Here is an 18,430-nt window from a genome sequence, read left to right as displayed (position 1 = left end):
CACTGCACACGAAACCGCGTTGGTTAGTTTCTACCCTTATATATCAAGGGTATGTATGCTCAGGTCGGTTTCGTGTGCTGCATCTTTGACGCATTCATTTATTGGTAACGCATGAACCCCATCGTAATTAATCGGCTTCAACGAAAGCTGGGCTACACTTTTGTTCATCAGGAGCTGTTGCAACAGGCATTAACTCACCGCAGTGCCAGCAGCAAACACAACGAGCGTCTCGAGTTTTTAGGCGACTCTATTTTAAGTTTTGTGATCGCCAATGCGCTCTATCATCGTTTCCCTCGGGTAGACGAAGGGGATATGAGCCGTATGCGCGCGACGCTGGTGCGAGGCAATACGCTGGCGGAAATCGCCCGCGAATTTGAACTGGGCGAGTGCCTGCGCCTTGGGCCTGGCGAGCTGAAGAGCGGCGGTTTTCGTCGCGAATCGATTCTGGCTGATACCGTAGAAGCCTTAATCGGCGGGGTTTTCCTCGACAGCGATATTCAGAATGTTGAACGCTTAATCCTCTCCTGGTACCAGACTCGTCTGGACGAAATCAGCCCGGGCGATAAGCAAAAGGATCCGAAGACGCGTCTGCAGGAGTATCTGCAGGGTCGTCATCTGCCGCTGCCGTCTTACCTGGTCGTCCAGGTACGCGGCGAAGCGCACGATCAGGAATTTACTATCCACTGCCAGGTCAGTGGCCTGAGTGAACCGGTGGTTGGCACAGGTTCCAGCCGTCGCAAGGCGGAGCAGGCTGCCGCCGAACAGGCGCTGAAAAAACTGGAGCTGGAATGAGCGAAGAAAAAAGTTATTGCGGATTTGTCGCCATCGTTGGTCGTCCAAACGTTGGCAAATCCACGCTGTTGAACAAGCTGCTTGGGCAGAAGATCTCGATCACTTCCCGTAAAGCGCAGACTACCCGTCACCGCATCGTCGGTATCCATACCGAAGGGCCGTATCAGGCGATTTATGTTGATACCCCGGGCCTGCATATGGAAGAGAAGCGCGCGATTAACCGCTTAATGAACAAAGCGGCCAGCAGCTCGATTGGCGATGTGGAACTGGTTATCTTTGTTGTTGAAGGCACTCGCTGGACGCAAGATGACGAGATGGTGCTAAACAAGCTGCGTGATGCACGCGCGCCGGTGATTCTGGCCGTCAACAAAGTTGATAACGTGCAGGAGAAAGCGGATCTGCTGCCGCACCTGCAGTTCCTTGCCAGCCAGATGAACTTCCTCGACATTGTGCCGATCTCTGCGGAAACCGGCACCAACGTTGATACTATCGCGTCAATCGTACGTAAACATCTGCCGGAAGCGATTCATCACTTCCCGGAAGATTATATTACCGACCGTTCCCAGCGCTTTATGGCCTCCGAGATCATCCGCGAAAAGCTGATGCGTTTCCTGGGTGCTGAACTGCCGTACTCCGTGACCGTCGAAATTGAACGTTTCGTGAGTAACGAACGCGGCGGTTACGACATCAACGGCCTGATCCTCGTCGAGCGTGAAGGGCAGAAGAAGATGGTAATTGGCAACAAAGGCGCCAAAATCAAAACCATCGGCATCGAAGCGCGCAAAGACATGCAAGAGATGTTTGAAGCGCCGGTGCACCTCGAACTGTGGGTCAAAGTGAAATCCGGCTGGGCCGATGACGAGCGCGCGCTGCGCAGTCTCGGTTACGTTGACGACCTCTGAGTTAACGCAACGTGGATGGATGGCAGCGCGCCTTTGTCCTGCATAGCCGACCGTGGAGCGAAACCAGTCTGATGCTGGACGTCTTCACGGAAGAGTCCGGTCGCGTGCGCCTGGTTGCCAAAGGCGCACGCTCCAAACGCTCTAATCTCAAGGGCGCCTTACAGCCCTTTACCCCCTTACTGGTTCGCTTCGGCGGCCGCGGCGAAGTCAAAACGCTTCGCAGCGCGGAAGCCGTCTCGCTGGCGCTGCCGCTCAGCGGTATCACGCTCTACAGCGGTCTTTACGTTAACGAACTCATCTCCCGCGTGCTCGAGCACGAAACGCGCTTCTCTGAACTTTTTTTCGACTACCTGCATTGCATCCAGGCGCTTGCCGGGGCCAGCGGTTCGCCGGAGCCCGCGCTGCGGCGCTTTGAGCTGGCGCTACTCGGGCACCTGGGCTATGGCGTTGATTTCCTTCACTGCGCCGGCAGCGGCGACCCGGTGGATGACACCATGACCTACCGCTATCGCGAAGAAAAAGGCTTTATCGCCAGCCTGGTGATTGATAACAGCACGTTTACCGGGCACCATTTGAAAGCGTTGGCTAGCCGCGAGTTTCCGGATGTAGATACGCTGCGCGCCGCGAAGCGCTTTACCCGCATCGCCCTGAAGCCGTATCTTGGAGGGAAACCGCTCAAGAGCCGGGAATTGTTTCGCCAGTTTATGCCCGCGCGAAAGGCGCGAGCCGATAATACGAATAATGATTAACGAGGATTGTCATGGCTGAATTACTGTTAGGGGTCAATATTGACCACATTGCGACATTGCGTAACGCGCGCGGTACCGCTTATCCGGATCCGGTGCAGGCGGCTTTTATTGCTGAACAGGCCGGCGCCGATGGTATCACCGTGCACCTGCGCGAAGACCGCCGCCATATCACCGATCGTGACGTGCGCATCCTGCGCCAGACTCTGCACACCCGAATGAATCTTGAAATGGCGGTTACTGAAGAGATGCTGGCGATCGCCTGCGAAACTAAACCGCACTTTTGCTGCCTGGTGCCGGAGAAGCGTCAGGAAGTGACCACCGAGGGTGGGCTGGACGTGGCCGGGCAGCGCGATAAGATGCGCGATGCCTGTCAGCGCCTGGCGGATGCCGGTATTCTGGTCTCCCTGTTTATTGACGCAGATGATGAGCAGATCAAAGCGGCTGCCGACGTGGGCGCGCCGTATATTGAAATCCATACCGGCTGCTATGCCGATGCCAAAACCGATGCCGAACAGGCTAAAGAGCTTGAGCGTATCGCCAAAGCGGCGACCTATGCCGCCAGCCTTGGCCTGAAGGTGAACGCCGGTCACGGTCTGACCTATCACAACGTGAAAGCCATTGCCGCCTTACCGGAAATGCACGAACTGAATATCGGCCATGCCATTATTGGTCGCGCAGTGATGAGCGGCCTGAAAGAGGCTGTCGCGGAAATGAAACGCCTGATGCTGGAAGCGCGCGGCTAATGGCGATTCTCGGGCTGGGTACCGACATCGTCGAAATCGCCCGCATCGAAGCGGTGATCGCCCGTAGCGGCGATCGCCTGGCGCGCCGGGTGCTGAGCGATCACGAATGGAGTATTTGGGAGCAGCACCAGCAGCCGGTGCGTTTTCTGGCAAAACGCTTTGCGGTCAAAGAAGCGGCGGCGAAAGCGCTCGGAACCGGTATTCGCAACGGCCTGGCGTTTAACCAGTTCGAAGTTTACAACGATGAATTGGGCAAGCCGAAACTGCGGTTATGGGGCGAAGCAAAGCTTTTAGCCGAACGGATGGGGGTAAGCGCTATTCACGTCACTCTCGCCGATGAACGCCACTACGCCTGCGCCACGGTGATCGTCGAAAGCTAAACCCGCGGTTAAAGCTTATCCGCGTGGTGCATGAGCACGAATTTATCCCACAACTGTTCTTCATTCTCGACGTGCGCCGGATCTTTGAGAATAGTATTCGGGATCGGACACACTTTCTGGCAGGTTGGCGTGTCGTAGTGGCCCACGCACTCGGTGCAGCGGTCGCTGTTAATCTCATAAATGCTCTCGCCCATCGAAATAGCCTCATTTGGGCACTCCGGTTCGCACATATCGCAATTGATGCATTTTTTGGTGATTAACAGCGCCATCAGGAAAATCTCAGAAACAACACAAACAGGGCGGGCATTATACGCCCATTTTCTACTCAGACCAGCTTTTTCACCAGCGCTTCGCTAGCGTGTTTATTTATAATCCCGTGAGCCTGAATGTGTACCTGGTACATTTATTAGCTTGCTTGTTGTACCCCCGTACACTTATGATGATTTTATAATCATGGTACGCAGGATGCGGTATGTACACTTTTATTGAGCTGCAGGGTGGCGTCAGGCGCTTCTACCGGATGACGAGTTTCGCTTTTTTCAGGAGATGTTGATTGAAGATCCTGAGGCTGGCGATACCATCGCAGGGACAGGGGGATTTCGAAAAATTCGCTGGAGCCGACCGGGGATGGGCAAGCGTAGCGGGGTGAGAATTATTTATTACAATGTGACGCGTAAAGGGCGGATTTATCTGGCATTGGTTTATCCCAAAAATGAGCTGGATGATTTAACGGAAGAACAAAAGAAGATGCTGAAACAGTTATCCGATATGCTGGAATAACGCTGAGTTTCTATCACTCCACGGGACCACGGTGTCAGTGGTGTCCACGAGGGCGATGAGGTACAGATGAAAGACGAATTATTTGCCGATCTGCTGGCCAGTGCAGAAGAAATGGTGAGAATTGAAAAAGGTGAGCAAACCCCTGAGCCACAGCATGTTCACACTTTTAGCCCGATTGATGTGAAAGCGATTCGCGAAGCGACTGGCTTAAAACAGCAGGATTTTGCTCTCGCCGTAGGCGTTAGCTATGACTTAGTTAAAAGCTGGGAAACTAAACGGCGTCAGCCAACCGGGGCGCCGCGAAAATTGCTGCTTTTATTACAGATAAATCCTTTTATTATCAATCAGCTAAAAAAAATTTGATGTTTATGGGCATTGCCTGATGCCCATTTTCTACTCAGACCAGCTTTTTCACCAGCGCTTCGCTATGGCGTATGCGTTCCGGCGCGTGTTCAAGATCTTGCTGCACCAGCGCCATAAAGAGGAGATCGGTGAGCATCATTTGCGCGCTGGTGGAGGAGATGGCTGCGCTGCGCGTCGCCTGCTCTTCAGCAATGGTGTAAAGACACTGTGAAGCCTGCTGCTGCAACGCGTTGGGAGTGAAACCGGTGATCGCGAGGATCTTGCTGCCGACGCGGAGCGCTTCAGCAGCCGCCATATTGATCTCGCGGCGTTCTCCGGAATAGGAGATAGCCAACAGCAGATCGTCCGCCGACATCGCCTGCACCGTTGCCAGCAGCGCATGCATATCCTGCTCGGCGACGGCGTTGATGCCAATTTTCATTAACTTCCAGCTAAAATTGCGCGCCACCAGCCCGGAGGCGCCGATGCCGGTAATGATCACCCGGCGAGCATCGCGCAGCAGGGCCACTGCTTCCAGAAGTTTCTCTTCGCTGTTGACGTCCAGCGAGGCGTGCATCGCCGCGATGTTATCTTTGATCAGCTTTTCACCCACCAGACGCAGCGGATCGTCGCCGCGAATTTGGTTATGTACCGGTACAGAGTGCGGGTCCGGACTGCTGGCCAGCGCTTCGCTCAGCGCCAGTTTTAATGCCGGAAAGCCTTTGAACCCCATTTTTTGCGCGAACTTCACCACGCTGGACTGGCTGACGCCCGCTTCGCCCGCCAGCTGCTGCGAGCTGAGATGGCGGGTTTGGTCCGGCTGAGCCAGAATAAAGTCGGCAAGTTTTTTGTCGCTCGCCGCCAGCGACGGGTAACGTTGGCGGATGCGGATTAAACAGTTCATGGCTTCTCCGAAGGAGGGCGTTAGCGGCTGAAAGAATTTTGTATTCGATTATAAGTGGAATAGTACGAATTAAAAATTCTGCTGTGAAGAATTATGCGAATGGGTCAGATTCTGAATCTTACCTCAACCGTGGCAGACAATTTCGCGCTCGTCGCGGCAAGCCTGTTAAGCTATCGGCATCGCCAGGAAAATCCGTACCAGAAAGGAGTTCGGTTTGAACAGTAACGCGCGACGAGTCGTGTTTTTCGATCTTGATGGCACATTGCACCAGCAGGATATGTTCGGCAGCTTTATTCGTTACCTCTTACGTCGTCAACCGCTCAACGTACTGTCAGTGGCGGCCTTGTCGCCAATAGTACTGCTGGGCCTGTTGGTTAACGGACGCGCGGCGCGCTGGCCGATGAGCCTGCTGCTGTGGGCCGCCACCTGCGGCCGGCGTGAAAGCCATCTTAAGCGTCTGGAGGCGGAGTTCGTTAGCTGGTTTCGCCAGCACGTGACCGCCTTTCCGGTGGTACAGGGCCGGCTAAACGACTATTTAACCAGTACCGATGCCGACGTCTGGCTGATTACCGGCTCACCGCAGTCGCTGGTGGAACTGGTCTATGCCGATACGCTTTGGCTGCCGCGCGTAAAGCTTATCGCCAGCCGCATGAGCCGCCGTCGCGGCGGCTGGGTGCTGACGCTGCGTTGCCTGGGCCATGAGAAAGTAGCGCAGCTGGAACAGCGGATCGGCGCGCCGCTACGCTTATATAGCGGCTATAGCGATAGCGAGCAGGATAACCCGCTACTCTGTTTTTGCCAGCATCGCTGGCGAGTGACGCCGCAGGGCGATCTCCAGCAGCTCGAATAATTCCGCTGCAGGCGAATTATTTGGGCGATATATAGCGCCCATGTATAATGCGCCCCGCTTTTTCTGCAGGAGTGCCGCTGTGTCTGACCACGAATTTAATGATGAATACTGGATGCGCCATGCGCTGACGTTGGCGAAACGCGCCTGGGAAGAGGGCGAGGTGCCGGTGGGCGCCGTGCTGGTGCATAACAATCAGGTCATCGGCGAGGGCTGGAACCGGCCAATTGGTCGTCACGATCCCACCGCCCATGCCGAAATTATGGCGCTGCGTCAGGGAGGGCTGGTCCTGCAGAACTATCGTTTAATTGATGCTACGCTGTACGTCACGCTGGAGCCATGTGTGATGTGCGCCGGGGCGATGGTGCATAGCCGCATCTCGCGGCTGGTGTTCGGTGCCCGCGATGCTAAAACCGGCGCGGCCGGGTCGTTAATCGATGTGCTGCATCATCCGGGGATGAACCACCGGGTTGAAATTACCGAGGGAATTCTGGCTGAATCTTGCTCCGCGATGCTGAGCGACTTCTTCCGCTGGCGGCGGGAAGAGAAAAAGGCATTGAAGAAAGCGCGTCAGGAAGAGGGCTAACGTCCCATTGTCGGCAACTTCAGCTTAACGTTGTCGACGAGCTTTTCGCCGCGGAATTTAAAGAAGGGCATCGCATACTCTTTATGCTCGCTATCGAGTTCTTCCGGCGCGACGGCTGGATAAGCTTCGGCAATCGCCATTTCTTGCGCCGCTTTCCTTTCCTGTTCAGACAAATATCCAACCAGGCTGATATGGTACTTACGAATATTTTCCACGTAGGCGTAAGCCTCATGGCCGCGGGCGTAGCCATATTTTAAGCGGCTGTAGTAGGGCTTCTGGCTCAGCAATGGCAGACGCTGCTTAACGTCGGACCAGCTGTTCGGGTTGCCTTTTTGTTTTTTAGTCAGCGCCATTGCGTCAAGCATATGCGCGTAGCCCATATTATAGGCCGCCAGCGCAAACCAGATCCGCTCCTCTTTCGGGATCGCCTCCGGCACTTTGGCCATCATATCCTGCAGATAGCGCATGCCGCCGTCGAGGCTCTGTTCGGCATCGGTACGATCTGTCAGACCTAAACTTTGGGCAGTGTTACGGGTTAGCATCATCATACCGCGCACGCCGGTCGGCGAGGTGGCCTGCGGATCCCAGTGCGACTCCTGCCAGGCAATCGCCGCCAGCAGTCGCCAGTCGATCTGTCGGGCGTATTTCTCAAACAGCGGCTTCAGATCCGGCAGCGTATTCTGTACCGCGCGCAGGAAGGTGCGGGTATCAACATAGTCGAAGTCGTTGCCGTGGCCGAGATACTTCTCTTCCAGGCGGGCGAGGGTGCCGTCTTCATTCATACTATTAAAGAAATCGAGCATGGCTGCCGATAGTGAATTGTCTTCGCTTTTTTCGCTAAACCAGGTGACCGGCTGTTCATCGCTGATGTCGAGAGCCACCGCCAGCTCCGGATGTACGCGCTGGAACAGGCTGACGGCGACGGAATCGGCGACGGTATATTCCAGCGTGCCGTCGATGACCGCCTGCATCAGGGCGGTGGTGCCGCGCTTTTCATCAACGCGCCAGTTGAGGTCCGGGTATTTGCTCTCCTTCAGCGCCTGCAAGTCGTTGAGGGCGACGTGGCCTGGGGCGATGGCGAGCTGTTCGGCATTGATCCCGGCCAGCGTACGCGGACGATTACCGCCAACGCGATAGACCAGCTGCTGCGAAACGGAATAATAGGTGGGGCCCGCCTGATAGTTCTTTACCCGCTCGGTGTTATAGACCAGCCCGGCGGCCAGCATATCGGTTTTACCGGCATCGAGATCGTCAAATAGCTGGCTAATATTCTGCCGCACGGTGACTTTCAGCTTCACCCCAAGGTAATCGGCGAAGCGTTTCGCCAGTTCGTAATCGAGACCGTAGTCTTTGTTGTTGATGGCAGCGTAGGTCAGCGGTGAGTTAATTGTACTCACGCGCAGTTCGCCGCGAGCAATGATCCCGGCAACGCGGTTCTCCGGTTTTCCCATCCACGGTAAAGACGGCCACAGCGCCGCCGCCAACAAAAGGGTGACGACGCCGATCAGCAGATAATTAATCTTTAATTTTTTCAAATAGTTAATTTTCTGCAGCGTGGAGTTCCTCAGCTGGGTATATCCGGAAAAAGTAAAAGGTTGCCGTAAGTTGAGCGGCATTTTGCTTAAGAATGCGCCAGTTGGCAACATATTCGCGATTCATGTCACATTTATTGATAAAACTGATGAATCATTTTATTTCTACGCAAACGGTTTCGTCGGGGCTCAGGATTCTCTATAATGGCGCCCGTTTCCCCCTGGCTCACCTTGAAAGCTTCGAAGACGAGAGACTTATGATGGATATTTTGCGTGGTTCACCTGCACTGTCGGCATTCCGTATCAACAAACTGCTGGCACGTTTTCAGGCGGCCAACCTGCCGGTTAGCACCTTATACGCGGAGTATGTTCACTTTGCCGACCTGAGCGCCCCGCTAAGCGATGAGGAGCGCGAAAGACTGGTCAGACTGCTTAAATATGGCCCAAGCCTCAGCAGCCATACGCCAACCGGTAAATTACTGCTCGTCACCCCTCGCCCCGGCACTATCTCCCCCTGGTCCTCCAAAGCTACCGACATCGCCCATAACTGCGGTTTATCGCAGGTCGTGCGGCTGGAACGCGGCGTGGCGTACTACGTTGAAGCACAGGGTCTGAGCGATGCGCAGTGGGACGCCGTTGCGGCGGAGCTGCACGATCGCATGATGGAGAGCGTTTTCACTGAGCTGGAAGAGGGAGAGAAGCTGTTTGCTCACCATCAGCCGACACCGGTGGCCAGCGTGGACCTGTTGGGCCAGGGACGTCAGGCGCTGATTGACGCCAACCTCCGTCTGGGGCTGGCGCTGGCCGATGACGAAATCGACTACCTGCAGGACGCATTCGTTAAGCTTGGCCGCAATCCGAACGACATTGAACTGTATATGTTCGCGCAGGCCAACTCGGAACATTGCCGCCACAAAATTTTTAACGCCGACTGGATTATCGACGGCCAACAACAGCCGAAGTCGCTGTTTAAAATGATTAAAAATACCTTCGAGAAAAACCCGGAATATGTGCTGTCTGCCTATAAAGACAACGCCGCGGTAATGGAAGGTTCCGAAGTCGGACGCTATTTCGCCGACTACCAGACCGGGCGCTATGACTTCCATCAGGAGCCGGCGCACATTCTGATGAAAGTTGAAACTCACAACCACCCGACGGCGATTTCGCCGTGGCCGGGCGCCGCAACCGGCTCCGGCGGCGAGATCCGCGACGAAGGCGCCACGGGGCGCGGCGCGAAGCCGAAAGCGGGTCTGGTCGGCTTCTCGGTGTCTAACCTGCGTATCCCGGGTTTTGAACAGCCGTGGGAAGAGGATTTCGGTAAACCTGAGCGTATCGTGACCGCGCTGGATATCATGACCGAAGGCCCGCTGGGCGGCGCGGCGTTTAACAACGAATTTGGTCGTCCGGCGCTGAATGGCTACTTCCGTACCTATGAAGAGAAAGTGACCAGCCACAATGGCGAAGAGCTGCGCGGCTATCACAAACCGATCATGCTGGCGGGCGGTATTGGCAACATCCGCGGCGAGCACGTCCAGAAGGGCGAAATCACCGTTGGCGCCAAGCTTATCGTGCTGGGCGGCCCGGCGATGAACATTGGTCTCGGCGGCGGCGCGGCGTCATCCATGGCTTCCGGCCAGTCTGATGCCGATCTGGATTTCGCCTCTGTACAGCGCGACAACCCGGAAATGGAGCGACGCTGTCAGGAAGTGATCGACCGCTGCTGGCAGCTGGGCGATGCGAATCCGATTCTGTTTATCCACGACGTTGGCGCGGGCGGTCTCTCTAACGCCATGCCGGAGCTGGTGAGCGATGGCGGCCGCGGCGGAAAATTCCAGTTGCGCGATATCCTCAGCGATGAGCCGGGCATGAGCCCGCTGGAGATCTGGTGTAACGAATCCCAGGAGCGTTACGTTCTGGCGGTCGCGCCGGAACAGCTGCCGCTGTTTGAAGAGCTGTGCCGCCGCGAGCGCGCGCCTTATGCGGTGATCGGCGAAGCAACGGCGGAGCAACATCTTAGCCTGAGCGACAGCCACTTTAACGATCAGCCGATCGACCTGCCGCTGGACGTCCTGCTCGGAAAAACGCCGAAAATGACGCGTGACGTGCAAACGCTGAAAGCGCAGGGCAGCGAGCTGGATCGTCAACCAATGACGATTGCCGATGCGGTTAACCGCGTGCTGCATCTGCCGACGGTGGCTGAGAAAACCTTCCTTGTGACCATCGGCGATCGCACCGTGACCGGTATGGTGGCGCGTGACCAGATGGTGGGGCCGTGGCAGATCCCGGTCGCCAACTGCGCGGTGACCACCGCCAGCCTCGATAGCTACTACGGCGAAGCGATGGCGATGGGTGAACGCGCGCCGGTTGCGCTGCTCGACTTTGCCGCCTCTGCCCGCCTGGCGGTCGGCGAAGCGTTGACAAACATCGCCGCTACGCAGATTGGCGAACTCAACCGCGTCAAACTGTCGGCAAACTGGATGGCGGCAGCCGGTCACCCGGGTGAAGACGCCGGCCTGTATGAGGCGGTAAAAGCAGTCGGTGAAGAACTGTGTCCAGCGCTGGGCCTGACTATCCCGGTGGGTAAAGACTCAATGTCGATGAAAACCCGCTGGCAGGAAGGAAGCGAGCAGCGCGAAATGACCTCGCCGCTGTCGCTGGTGATCTCCGCGTTTGCCCGCGTTGAAGACGTGCGCGGCACCGTGACCCCGCAACTCTCTACGGAAGATAACGCCCTGCTGCTGATCGATCTCGGCAAAGGGCGTAACGCGCTGGGCGCCACCGCGCTGGTGCAGGTCTATCGTCAGCTAGGCGACCAGCCGGCCGACGTGCGTGATGTCGCGCAGCTGAAAGGCTTCTGGGACGCGATGCAGGCGCTGGTGGCGCAGCGTAAGCTGCTGGCTTATCACGACCGCTCCGATGGCGGCTTGTTAGTGACGCTGGCGGAAATGGCTTTTGCCGGTCACTGCGGCGTAACAGCCGATATCGCCGCGCTGGGCGACGACCGTCTGGCGGCGCTGTTCAACGAAGAATTGGGCGCGGTGATTCAGGTTCGCGCCGCCGACCGCGAAGCGGTGGAAGCGCTGCTGGCGATGAATGGTCTGGCAGATTGCGTGCACTACTTAGGCCAGGCGACGGCAGGCGATCGTTTTGTTATCACCGCCGACGGTCAGCCGCTGTTCAGCGAAAGCCGCACCACGCTGCGTATGTGGTGGGCGGAGACCACCTGGCAGATGCAGCGCCTGCGCGATAACCCGGAATGCGCCGATCAGGAGCACCAGGCGAAGTCTAACGATAGCGACCCGGGCCTTAACGTTAAGCTGTCGTTTGATATCAATGAAGATGTTGCCGCGCCGTATATTGCGACCGGCGCGCGCCCGAAAGTGGCCGTGCTGCGCGAGCAGGGGGTTAACTCCCACGTTGAAATGGCGGCCGCTTTCCATCGCGCCGGCTTCGATGCCATCGACGTGCATATGAGCGATCTGCTGGCGGGTCGTACTGGTCTTGGCGACTTCCATGCGCTGGTGGCCTGCGGCGGTTTCTCCTACGGTGACGTACTGGGGGCAGGCGAAGGTTGGGCGAAATCGATTCTGTTCAACGAACGCGTACGCGATGAGTTCGCCACTTTCTTCCATCGCCCGCAGACGCTGGCGCTGGGCGTGTGTAACGGTTGTCAGATGATGTCCAACCTGCGTGAGCTGATCCCTGGAAGCGACCTGTGGCCGCGCTTCGTACGCAACCACTCTGACCGCTTTGAAGCGCGTTTCAGCCTGGTTGAAGTCACCCAGAGCCCATCGCTGCTGCTGCAGGGCATGGCCGGTTCGATGATGCCGATTGCCGTTTCTCACGGCGAAGGGCAGGTGGAGGTGCGGGACAGCGCGCACCTGGCCGCGCTTGAAAGCAAAGGCCTGGTGGCGCTACGTTTCGTCGATAACTTCGGCAAAGTGACGCAAACCTATCCGGCGAACCCGAACGGCTCGGTGAACGGCATTACCGCGGTAACCAGCGAAAACGGTCGCGCGACGATCATGATGCCGCACCCGGAACGCGTCTTCCGTACCGTCAGCAACTCCTGGCACCCGGAAAACTGGGGTGAAGACAGCCCATGGATGCGTATCTTCCGCAACGCGCGTAAGCAACTGGGTTAATCTAAGTTGATGAAAACGGGCCCCCTGTTAATCCAGGGGGCTTTTTTATTTGTGATCGAGGCCGTATCAGAGTGTCGGGAATTGCCGACAGACGCGGTTTAAGGGTGTCTCTGAATGACGACACTTAAGCTATTGATTTTAAATATGTGTAATTGAGGACTGATTTGTTGTTGCCAATTGGCGACACTATGGTCAAAGAATAGACAAATGAATTTTAGTGGGTTATTGCATGTAATTCGTTATATATCATACTGTTAATAATTTGTTTTGAAAGGTGGCATAGTTCGTGCATAATAATCAGCAGTGGCTCATTCACCTTCTTATGTCAGCCCCTTCGGGAAGCGCTACATAAACTTCGAATGACGCACAAACAGGTGCCTGCCGTCCAACTCCTGATAACAGCTCTGCTTTATCAGTCATCGGGCGAAACGTCGAGTAAGGCACCGCCTCATTCCTTAATAAAGGCAGGCTTTAGAGCCTGCCTTTATTGTTTCTGCCGTGGATGTTTCCGCCATCCTCAGTTAGCATCTTCAGGAGCTAATGGTTGAGGCTATATCTTTGAAGCGATTCTCTCTTTTCCCCCGTTCCTTGCGCCAACTGGTGACGCTGTCCTTTGTGCTGATCATGCTGCCGCTGCTGGTGCTGGCATGGCAGGCCTGGCAAAGCCTGAACGCGCTAAGCGCCCAGGCCGCGCATATTAACCGCACCACCTTGACGGATGCGCGGCGTAGCGAAGCGATGGTCAACGCCTCGCTGGAAATGGAGCGTAGCTATCTCCAGTATTGCGTGCTGGACGATCCTACCCTTGAGCGGGTCTATCAAAATCAACGTAAGCGTTATAGCGAAATGCTTGAGGCGCTCTCCGGCGTGTTGCCGGATGCTCACATTTGGCAGACCCTGCGGCAGAACCTCGCCGACCTGGCCCAATTGCGTTGCCATAATAGCGCGCCGGACGTCAAAGCCGCGGCGAGTCTCGAAGCCTTTGCCGATGCTAACAGTGAAATGGTGCAAGCGACCCGCACGGTAATCTTCTCCCGCGGCCAGCAGCTACAGCAGGAGATCGCCGAGCGCGGGCAGTTCTTCGGCTGGCAGGCGCTGGTTCTGTTTCTGCTGAGCCTGACGCTGGTTTTGCTGTTTACCCGCATGATCATCGGCCCGGTGAAGGGCATCGAGAAGATGATTAACCGCCTGGGAGAGGGAAAGTCGCTGGATGATGCGGCACTGTTCACCGGCCCGCGCGAACTGCGATCGGTCGGTAAACGGATTATCTGGTTGAGTGAACGTCTGGCGTGGCTGGAGTCCCAACGCCACCAGTTTCTTCGTCATCTGTCACATGAACTGAAAACACCGCTCGCCAGCATGCGTGAAGGTACGGAACTGCTGGCGGACCGGGTAGCGGGGCCGCTGACGACGGAACAGCAAGAAATCGTTGAGATCCTTGATAACAGCAGCCGCAATCTGCAAAAGCTGATCGAACAGCTGCTCGACTATAACCGCAAACTGGCCGATGGCCCGGTCGAGCGGCAGAAAGTGGATATTGCCGAACTGGCGCAGACCGTCGTTTCCGCGCATAGTTTACCGGCAAGAGCCAAGATGATGTCTACCGAGCTGGCGCTGGGTGAACGCTTCTGCCTGGCGGAGCCGACGTTGCTGACCAGCGTGCTTGATAATCTGTACTCCAATGCGGTGCACTATGGCGCTGAATCCGGTAACATTCGGATTCATAGTTACCGCCACGGCGAGCAGGTTCGTATCGATGTCGCCAATAGCGGCGAGCCGATCCCCGTCGCCGAAAGAAATATGATTTTCGAGCCTTTTTATCAGGGAAGCCACCTGCGTAAAGGGGCAGTAAAAGGCAGCGGTCTGGGGTTGAGTATCGCCCGCGACTGCGTACGGCAAATGCAGGGAGAGCTGAGCCTGGTCGATGATAATCCCGGGTTCATCTGTTTTCGCATCTCGCTCCCCGCCGCTGAGCCGGGAAAAACCAACACATGAATCAACATTGGGTGAATATGTCCCTCTTTTTCGCATTGCGCCGTCCTTTACGGGGATGGCTGCTGTCGGGCCTATGCTGCCTGACGCTGGCGGGTTGTTCTGCCGCTATGTCGCCGCGCGCCGCAGACGGCAATGCGCCGCCCGAGCTACCGGAACATCAGGTGGCGGATTTTCTCTCCGTAGATTGCGCCAATATCTGGTCTCTGGAAAACGATGCCAGTGATAAGAACCCGCTGTATTGGCTGCGTGGTATTGACTGCGCGGATCGCCTGGCGCCGGTACAAGCCCGCGCCGAAGCCAAATTGCATAACGATGATAACTGGCAGGATGCGTTGAAACGCGGCATTCTGCTGGCCGACGCCAAAATCACCCCCGATGAGCGTCGCGAAATGGTTGCCCGCATCGACAGCTTTAGCCCGCAAATCGCCGCGCAGGTTCGCCCGCTGTACCGGCTGTGGCGCGACGGCCAGGCCCGGCAATTGCAGTTATTTGAGGAGCGCTCCCGCTACGGCAAACTCCAGCAATCGAGCGATGCTGAACTGGAAACCTTGCGTCAGCAGGAGCAGCAGTTGCGTAGCCAACTGGAGCTGACCACCCGCAAGCTGGAAAACCTTACCGATATTGAGCGCCAGCTCTCCAGCCGTAAGCCCGGCGGCAATTTTAATAGCGGTAGCGACAAGGTACCGGAGGTGATCCATGACGATCCGTAAACCCGCCCACCTGTTGCTGGTGGACGACGATCCGGGGCTGTTAAAGCTGCTGGGGATGCGACTGGTCAGTGAGGGTTATAGCGTGGTCACGGCGGAAAGCGGGCCCGAGGCGCTACGCGTGCTGACGCGCGAGCGGGTGGACCTGGTGGTGAGCGATTTACGCATGGATGAAATGGACGGCCTGCAGCTGTTTGCTGAAATCCAGAAGGCGCAACCCGGCATGCCGGTCATCATCCTGACCGCCCACGGCTCTATTCCTGACGCCGTTGCCGCTACCCAGAAAGGGGTGTTTAGTTTTCTGACTAAACCGGTCGATAAAGACGCGCTATATAAAGCGATTGACGATGCTCTCGAGCAGAGCTCGCCGGCCACCGACGAGCGCTGGCGACAGGCGATTGTCACACGTAGTCCACAGATGCTGCGGCTGCTCGAGCAGGCCGGTATGGTGGCGCAGTCTGACGTTAGCGTGTTGATTATCGGCCAGAGCGGTACCGGGAAAGAGATTGTCGCCCAGGCGATCCACAACGCCAGTCCGCGCCACGAAAAACCGTTTATCGCGATTAACTGCGGCGCGTTGCCGGAACAATTACTGGAGTCCGAACTGTTCGGCCACGCGCGCGGCGCCTTTACCGGCGCGGTCAGCAACCGCGAAGGGCTTTTTCAGGCCGCCGAGGGCGGTACGCTGTTTCTTGATGAAATCGGCGATATGCCCGTCGCGCTGCAGGTAAAGCTGCTGCGCGTCCTGCAGGAGCGTAAGGTGCGCCCGCTGGGCAGCAACCGCGATATCGACATCGACGTGCGCATTATTTCGGCGACCCACCGCGATCTACCGAAGGCGATGGCGCGCGGCGAATTCCGCGAAGATCTGTTCTATCGGCTCAATGTCGTTAACCTGAAGATCCCGCCGCTTTCCGAGCGCGCGGAGGATATCCCGCTACTGGCCAATCATCTATTGCGCCAGTCCGCCGACCGTCACAAACCTTTCGTGCGCGCCTTCTCCACCGATGCGATGAAGCGGCTAATGGCCGCCAAATGGCCGGGCAACGTGCGTCAGTTGGTTAACGTGATTGAACAATGTGTGGCGCTGACCTCATCGCCGGTGATCAGCGATGCGCTGGTGGAGCAGGCGCTGGAGGGGGAGAATACCGCGCTACCGACCTTCGTCGAGGCGCGTAATCAGTTTGAGCTCAACTACCTGCGTAAGCTTTTGCAGATAACCAAAGGTAACGTGACGCATGCCGCGCGGATGGCCGGGCGCAACCGCACCGAGTTTTACAAACTGCTGTCGCGCCACGAGCTCGACGCCAACGACTTTAAAGAGTAGCCCCGCGGCATAGCGCAAGCTATGATACGGTAAGCAACCGGTTACGCGACAAAGACAGGAAAACCATGAAAAAGATTGATGCGATTATTAAACCGTTCAAATTGGATGACGTGCGTGAAGCGCTGGCGGAAGTCGGTATCACCGGCATGACGGTCACCGAAGTCAAAGGGTTTGGTCGTCAGAAAGGGCATACCGAGCTGTACCGCGGCGCGGAATATATGGTGGATTTTCTGCCGAAGGTGAAAATTGAAATCGTGGTGACGGACGATATCGTCGATACCTGCGTCGATACCATCATTCGTACCGCCCAGACCGGTAAAATCGGCGACGGTAAAATCTTTGTCTTCGACGTGGCGCGGGTGATTCGTATCCGTACCGGTGAAGAAGACGACGCGGCGATTTAATCCTCGCCGCTCGCTGCAGTATTGCCGGGTGGCGCTGCGCTTACCCGGCCTACAAATCCCCGCGTCGTTGGGCTTACAGAACCTTATGCGGGCCGAAACATTCGTAATGAATGTTGTCTTTATTGACCCCTAATTCTACCAGCTGCTTCGCCGCAAACTGCATAAACGCTACCGGGCCGCAGAGATAGAATTGCATCTGCGGGTCGCGAATATTTTCCGCCAGCGGCGCTAAATCCATCAAACCTTCGCTATCAAAACGTCCTGCCTGACGGTCGGCCTCGCTCGGGCTGCGGTACCAGACGTGAGAGGTAAACTTCGGTAGCGCCGCGCCAAGCGCCTTCACTTCGTCCGCAAAGGCGTGAACGTCACCGTTTTCCGCCGCGTGGAACCAGTTCACCTGGCCCTGATGATGGCTTTTGGCCAGCGTATCCAGCATCGCCAGCATTGGCGTTTGGCCGACGCCGCCGGAGAGCAGGGTCACCGGCGTCTGCGCTTCCACGTTGAGGAAGAAGTCGCCCGCTGGCGCGGCTAAATAGACTACGTCGCCTTCGCTGGCGTGGTTATGCAGCCAGTTGGACACCTGGCCGCCATTCTCGCGTTTCACCGCGATGCGATAGCCTTTACCGTCCGCTCTGCGGGTCAGAGAGTATTGACGAATTTCCTGATATTCGAAGGCTTCCGGCTTCAACCAGATAGCCAGATACTGTCCTGGCTGGTAATCGGCGACCGGCTGACCGTCGACAGGCTCCAGTTCAAAGCTGGTAATAAGCTGGCTGCGCGGGGTCTTCTTAACAATGCGGAACGCGCGGGTACCTTCCCAGCCGCCATTTTTACTGGCGTTATCCTGATAGATCTCCGCTTCGCGGTTGATGAAGACGTTCGCCAGCACCCCGTAGGCTTTGCCCCAGGCGTCGAGTACTTCCTGGCCTGGGCTAAACATTTCGTCGAGGGTCGCCAGCAGATGGCTGCCGACAATATTGTACTGCTCCGGTTTAATCTGGAAGCTGGTATGTTTCTGGGCGATTTTTTCAACCGCCGGCAGCAGGGCCGGCAGGTTGTCGATATTACTGGCGTAGGCGGCGATAGCGTTGAACAGCGCTTCGCGCTGGTCGCCGTTGCGCTGGTTACTCATATTGAAGATCTCTTTGAGCTCCGGGTTATGAGTAAACATGCGGTCATAAAAATGCGCGGTTAGCTTTGGGCCGGTCTCTACAAGCAGGGGAATGGTGGCTTTGACCGTGGCGATGGTTTGAGCGTCGAGCATAGCAGCTTCCTTAAATGTTATCCTATTGATG

At 56.6% G+C, this 18,430-nt stretch carries 17 protein-coding genes and 1 pseudogene; 14 read left to right on the top strand and 4 right to left on the bottom strand.

Features of this window, described 5'->3' with window-relative positions; translation table 11 throughout:
* The first annotated feature begins 111 nt into the window (after positions 1–111).
* From rnc to acpS, 5 genes are read left to right on the top strand one after another with little or no spacing between them, the layout of a single operon-like run.
* Positions 112–792 carry a ribonuclease III gene (gene rnc, locus ABLU86_RS16395; RefSeq protein WP_020078171.1) on the top strand — a complete coding sequence of 227 codons (681 nt, stop codon included), beginning with the start codon at positions 112–114 and terminating at the stop codon, positions 790–792.
* Complete coding sequence (gene era, locus ABLU86_RS16390) at positions 789–1,694, top strand: GTPase Era (RefSeq protein ID WP_015370290.1); 906 nt, start codon at positions 789–791, stop codon at positions 1,692–1,694. Before rnc ends, era begins: the two co-directional genes overlap by 4 nt.
* An 11-nt stretch (positions 1,695–1,705) precedes the next feature.
* On the top strand, positions 1,706–2,443 hold the full coding sequence (recO, locus tag ABLU86_RS16385) for a DNA repair protein RecO (RefSeq protein WP_015370291.1): 738 nt from the start codon (positions 1,706–1,708) through the stop codon (positions 2,441–2,443).
* A gap of 11 nt (positions 2,444–2,454) precedes the next feature.
* Positions 2,455–3,186: a pyridoxine 5'-phosphate synthase gene (gene pdxJ / locus ABLU86_RS16380; protein ID WP_042893102.1), complete on the top strand. Its 732-nt coding sequence runs from the start codon at positions 2,455–2,457 to the stop codon at positions 3,184–3,186.
* Complete coding sequence (acpS, locus tag ABLU86_RS16375; protein ID WP_015370293.1) at positions 3,186–3,566, top strand: holo-ACP synthase; 381 nt, start codon at positions 3,186–3,188, stop codon at positions 3,564–3,566. Before pdxJ ends, acpS begins: the two co-directional genes overlap by 1 nt.
* An 8-nt stretch (positions 3,567–3,574) precedes the next feature.
* Here acpS and ABLU86_RS16370 read toward each other — a convergent pair whose 3' ends face one another.
* On the bottom strand, positions 3,575–3,835 hold the full coding sequence (locus tag ABLU86_RS16370) for a YfhL family 4Fe-4S dicluster ferredoxin (RefSeq protein ID WP_015370294.1): 261 nt from the start codon (positions 3,833–3,835) through the stop codon (positions 3,575–3,577).
* A 203-nt stretch (positions 3,836–4,038) separates the two neighbouring features.
* Between ABLU86_RS16370 and ABLU86_RS16365 the strand changes: the two are divergent.
* Together ABLU86_RS16365 and nadS are read left to right on the top strand one after the other, a co-directional pair.
* A pseudogene (locus ABLU86_RS16365) lies at positions 4,039–4,346 on the top strand (type II toxin-antitoxin system RelE/ParE family toxin).
* Between the two features lie 66 nt (positions 4,347–4,412).
* Entirely contained in the window at positions 4,413–4,709 is a 297-nt protein-coding gene (gene nadS / locus ABLU86_RS16360; protein WP_064736755.1) for a NadS family protein, read from the top strand.
* A 34-nt stretch (positions 4,710–4,743) separates the two neighbouring features.
* Here the strand turns inward: nadS and ABLU86_RS16355 are convergent, their stop codons facing one another.
* Positions 4,744–5,592 (bottom strand): MurR/RpiR family transcriptional regulator, encoded by an 849-nt coding sequence (locus ABLU86_RS16355; RefSeq protein ID WP_015370295.1) that lies wholly within the window; start codon positions 5,590–5,592, stop codon positions 4,744–4,746.
* 214 nt (positions 5,593–5,806) lie between these two features.
* Between ABLU86_RS16355 and yfhb the strand changes: the two genes are divergently transcribed.
* Positions 5,807–6,442: a phosphatidylglycerophosphatase C gene (gene yfhb, locus ABLU86_RS16350; RefSeq protein WP_348796229.1), complete on the top strand. Its 636-nt coding sequence runs from the start codon at positions 5,807–5,809 to the stop codon at positions 6,440–6,442.
* 79 nt (positions 6,443–6,521) lie between these two features.
* Positions 6,522–7,025 carry a tRNA adenosine(34) deaminase TadA gene (gene tadA, locus ABLU86_RS16345; RefSeq protein ID WP_015370298.1) on the top strand — a complete coding sequence of 168 codons (504 nt, stop codon included), beginning with the start codon at positions 6,522–6,524 and terminating at the stop codon, positions 7,023–7,025.
* On the opposite strand, the gene mltF is transcribed toward tadA, so the two are convergent.
* Positions 7,022–8,641, bottom strand: coding sequence for a membrane-bound lytic murein transglycosylase MltF (gene mltF, locus ABLU86_RS16340; protein ID WP_026612242.1), 1,620 nt, complete (start codon positions 8,639–8,641; stop codon positions 7,022–7,024). The two genes, tadA and mltF, sit on opposite strands and share 4 nt — an antisense overlap.
* A 173-nt stretch (positions 8,642–8,814) precedes the next feature.
* Here mltF and purL point away from each other — a divergent pair, with 173 nt between their 5' ends.
* The 5 genes from purL to glnB all read left to right on the top strand — a co-directional run bounded on the left by purL (position 8,815) and on the right by glnB (position 17,135).
* Positions 8,815–12,702: a phosphoribosylformylglycinamidine synthase gene (purL, locus tag ABLU86_RS16335; protein ID WP_348796230.1), complete on the top strand. Its 3,888-nt coding sequence runs from the start codon at positions 8,815–8,817 to the stop codon at positions 12,700–12,702.
* A 558-nt stretch (positions 12,703–13,260) separates the two neighbouring features.
* On the top strand, positions 13,261–14,697 hold the full coding sequence (locus tag ABLU86_RS16330) for a HAMP domain-containing sensor histidine kinase (RefSeq protein WP_015703178.1): 1,437 nt from the start codon (positions 13,261–13,263) through the stop codon (positions 14,695–14,697).
* A 17-nt stretch (positions 14,698–14,714) separates the two neighbouring features.
* A complete protein-coding gene (qseG, locus tag ABLU86_RS16325) occupies positions 14,715–15,407 on the top strand; it encodes a two-component system QseEF-associated lipoprotein QseG (RefSeq protein WP_026612244.1) in 693 nt (230 codons plus the stop codon).
* On the top strand, positions 15,394–16,731 hold the full coding sequence (gene glrR / locus ABLU86_RS16320; RefSeq protein WP_015370303.1) for a two-component system response regulator GlrR: 1,338 nt from the start codon (positions 15,394–15,396) through the stop codon (positions 16,729–16,731). Before qseG ends, glrR begins: the two co-directional genes overlap by 14 nt.
* A gap of 65 nt (positions 16,732–16,796) precedes the next feature.
* Positions 16,797–17,135 carry a nitrogen regulatory protein P-II gene (gene glnB, locus ABLU86_RS16315; RefSeq protein ID WP_002914032.1) on the top strand — a complete coding sequence of 113 codons (339 nt, stop codon included), beginning with the start codon at positions 16,797–16,799 and terminating at the stop codon, positions 17,133–17,135.
* Between the two features lie 73 nt (positions 17,136–17,208).
* On the opposite strand, the gene hmpA is transcribed toward glnB, so the two are convergent.
* Complete coding sequence (gene hmpA, locus ABLU86_RS16310) at positions 17,209–18,399, bottom strand: NO-inducible flavohemoprotein (protein WP_015370304.1); 1,191 nt, start codon at positions 18,397–18,399, stop codon at positions 17,209–17,211.
* Positions 18,400–18,430: the final 31 nt, after the last annotated feature.

Origin of the sequence: Klebsiella sp. JN_Kp121 (assembly GCF_040062145.1) — a bacterium.
GTDB lineage: Bacteria > Pseudomonadota > Gammaproteobacteria > Enterobacterales > Enterobacteriaceae > Klebsiella > Klebsiella aerogenes.
This window is presented reverse-complemented; position numbering and strand designations above follow the sequence as displayed.

Bases quoted from the DNA above. Each gene is read 5' to 3' on its own strand.
- rnc (WP_020078171.1), top strand. From the start codon at position 112: ATGAACCCCATCGTAATTAATCGGCTTCAACGAAAGCTGGGCTACACT.
- era (WP_015370290.1), top strand. From the start codon at position 789: ATGAGCGAAGAAAAAAGTTATTGCGGATTTGTCGCCATCGTTGGTCGT.
- pdxJ (WP_042893102.1), top strand. From the start codon at position 2,455: ATGGCTGAATTACTGTTAGGGGTCAATATTGACCACATTGCGACATTG.
- acpS (WP_015370293.1), top strand. From the start codon at position 3,186: ATGGCGATTCTCGGGCTGGGTACCGACATCGTCGAAATCGCCCGCATC.
- ABLU86_RS16370 (WP_015370294.1), bottom strand. From the start codon at position 3,835: ATGGCGCTGTTAATCACCAAAAAATGCATCAATTGCGATATGTGCGAA.
- nadS (WP_064736755.1), top strand. From the start codon at position 4,413: ATGAAAGACGAATTATTTGCCGATCTGCTGGCCAGTGCAGAAGAAATG.
- ABLU86_RS16355 (WP_015370295.1), bottom strand. From the start codon at position 5,592: ATGAACTGTTTAATCCGCATCCGCCAACGTTACCCGTCGCTGGCGGCG.
- mltF (WP_026612242.1), bottom strand. From the start codon at position 8,641: ATGCCGCTCAACTTACGGCAACCTTTTACTTTTTCCGGATATACCCAG.
- purL (WP_348796230.1), top strand. From the start codon at position 8,815: ATGATGGATATTTTGCGTGGTTCACCTGCACTGTCGGCATTCCGTATC.
- qseG (WP_026612244.1), top strand. From the start codon at position 14,715: ATGTCCCTCTTTTTCGCATTGCGCCGTCCTTTACGGGGATGGCTGCTG.
- glrR (WP_015370303.1), top strand. From the start codon at position 15,394: ATGACGATCCGTAAACCCGCCCACCTGTTGCTGGTGGACGACGATCCG.
- glnB (WP_002914032.1), top strand. From the start codon at position 16,797: ATGAAAAAGATTGATGCGATTATTAAACCGTTCAAATTGGATGACGTG.
- hmpA (WP_015370304.1), bottom strand. From the start codon at position 18,399: ATGCTCGACGCTCAAACCATCGCCACGGTCAAAGCCACCATTCCCCTG.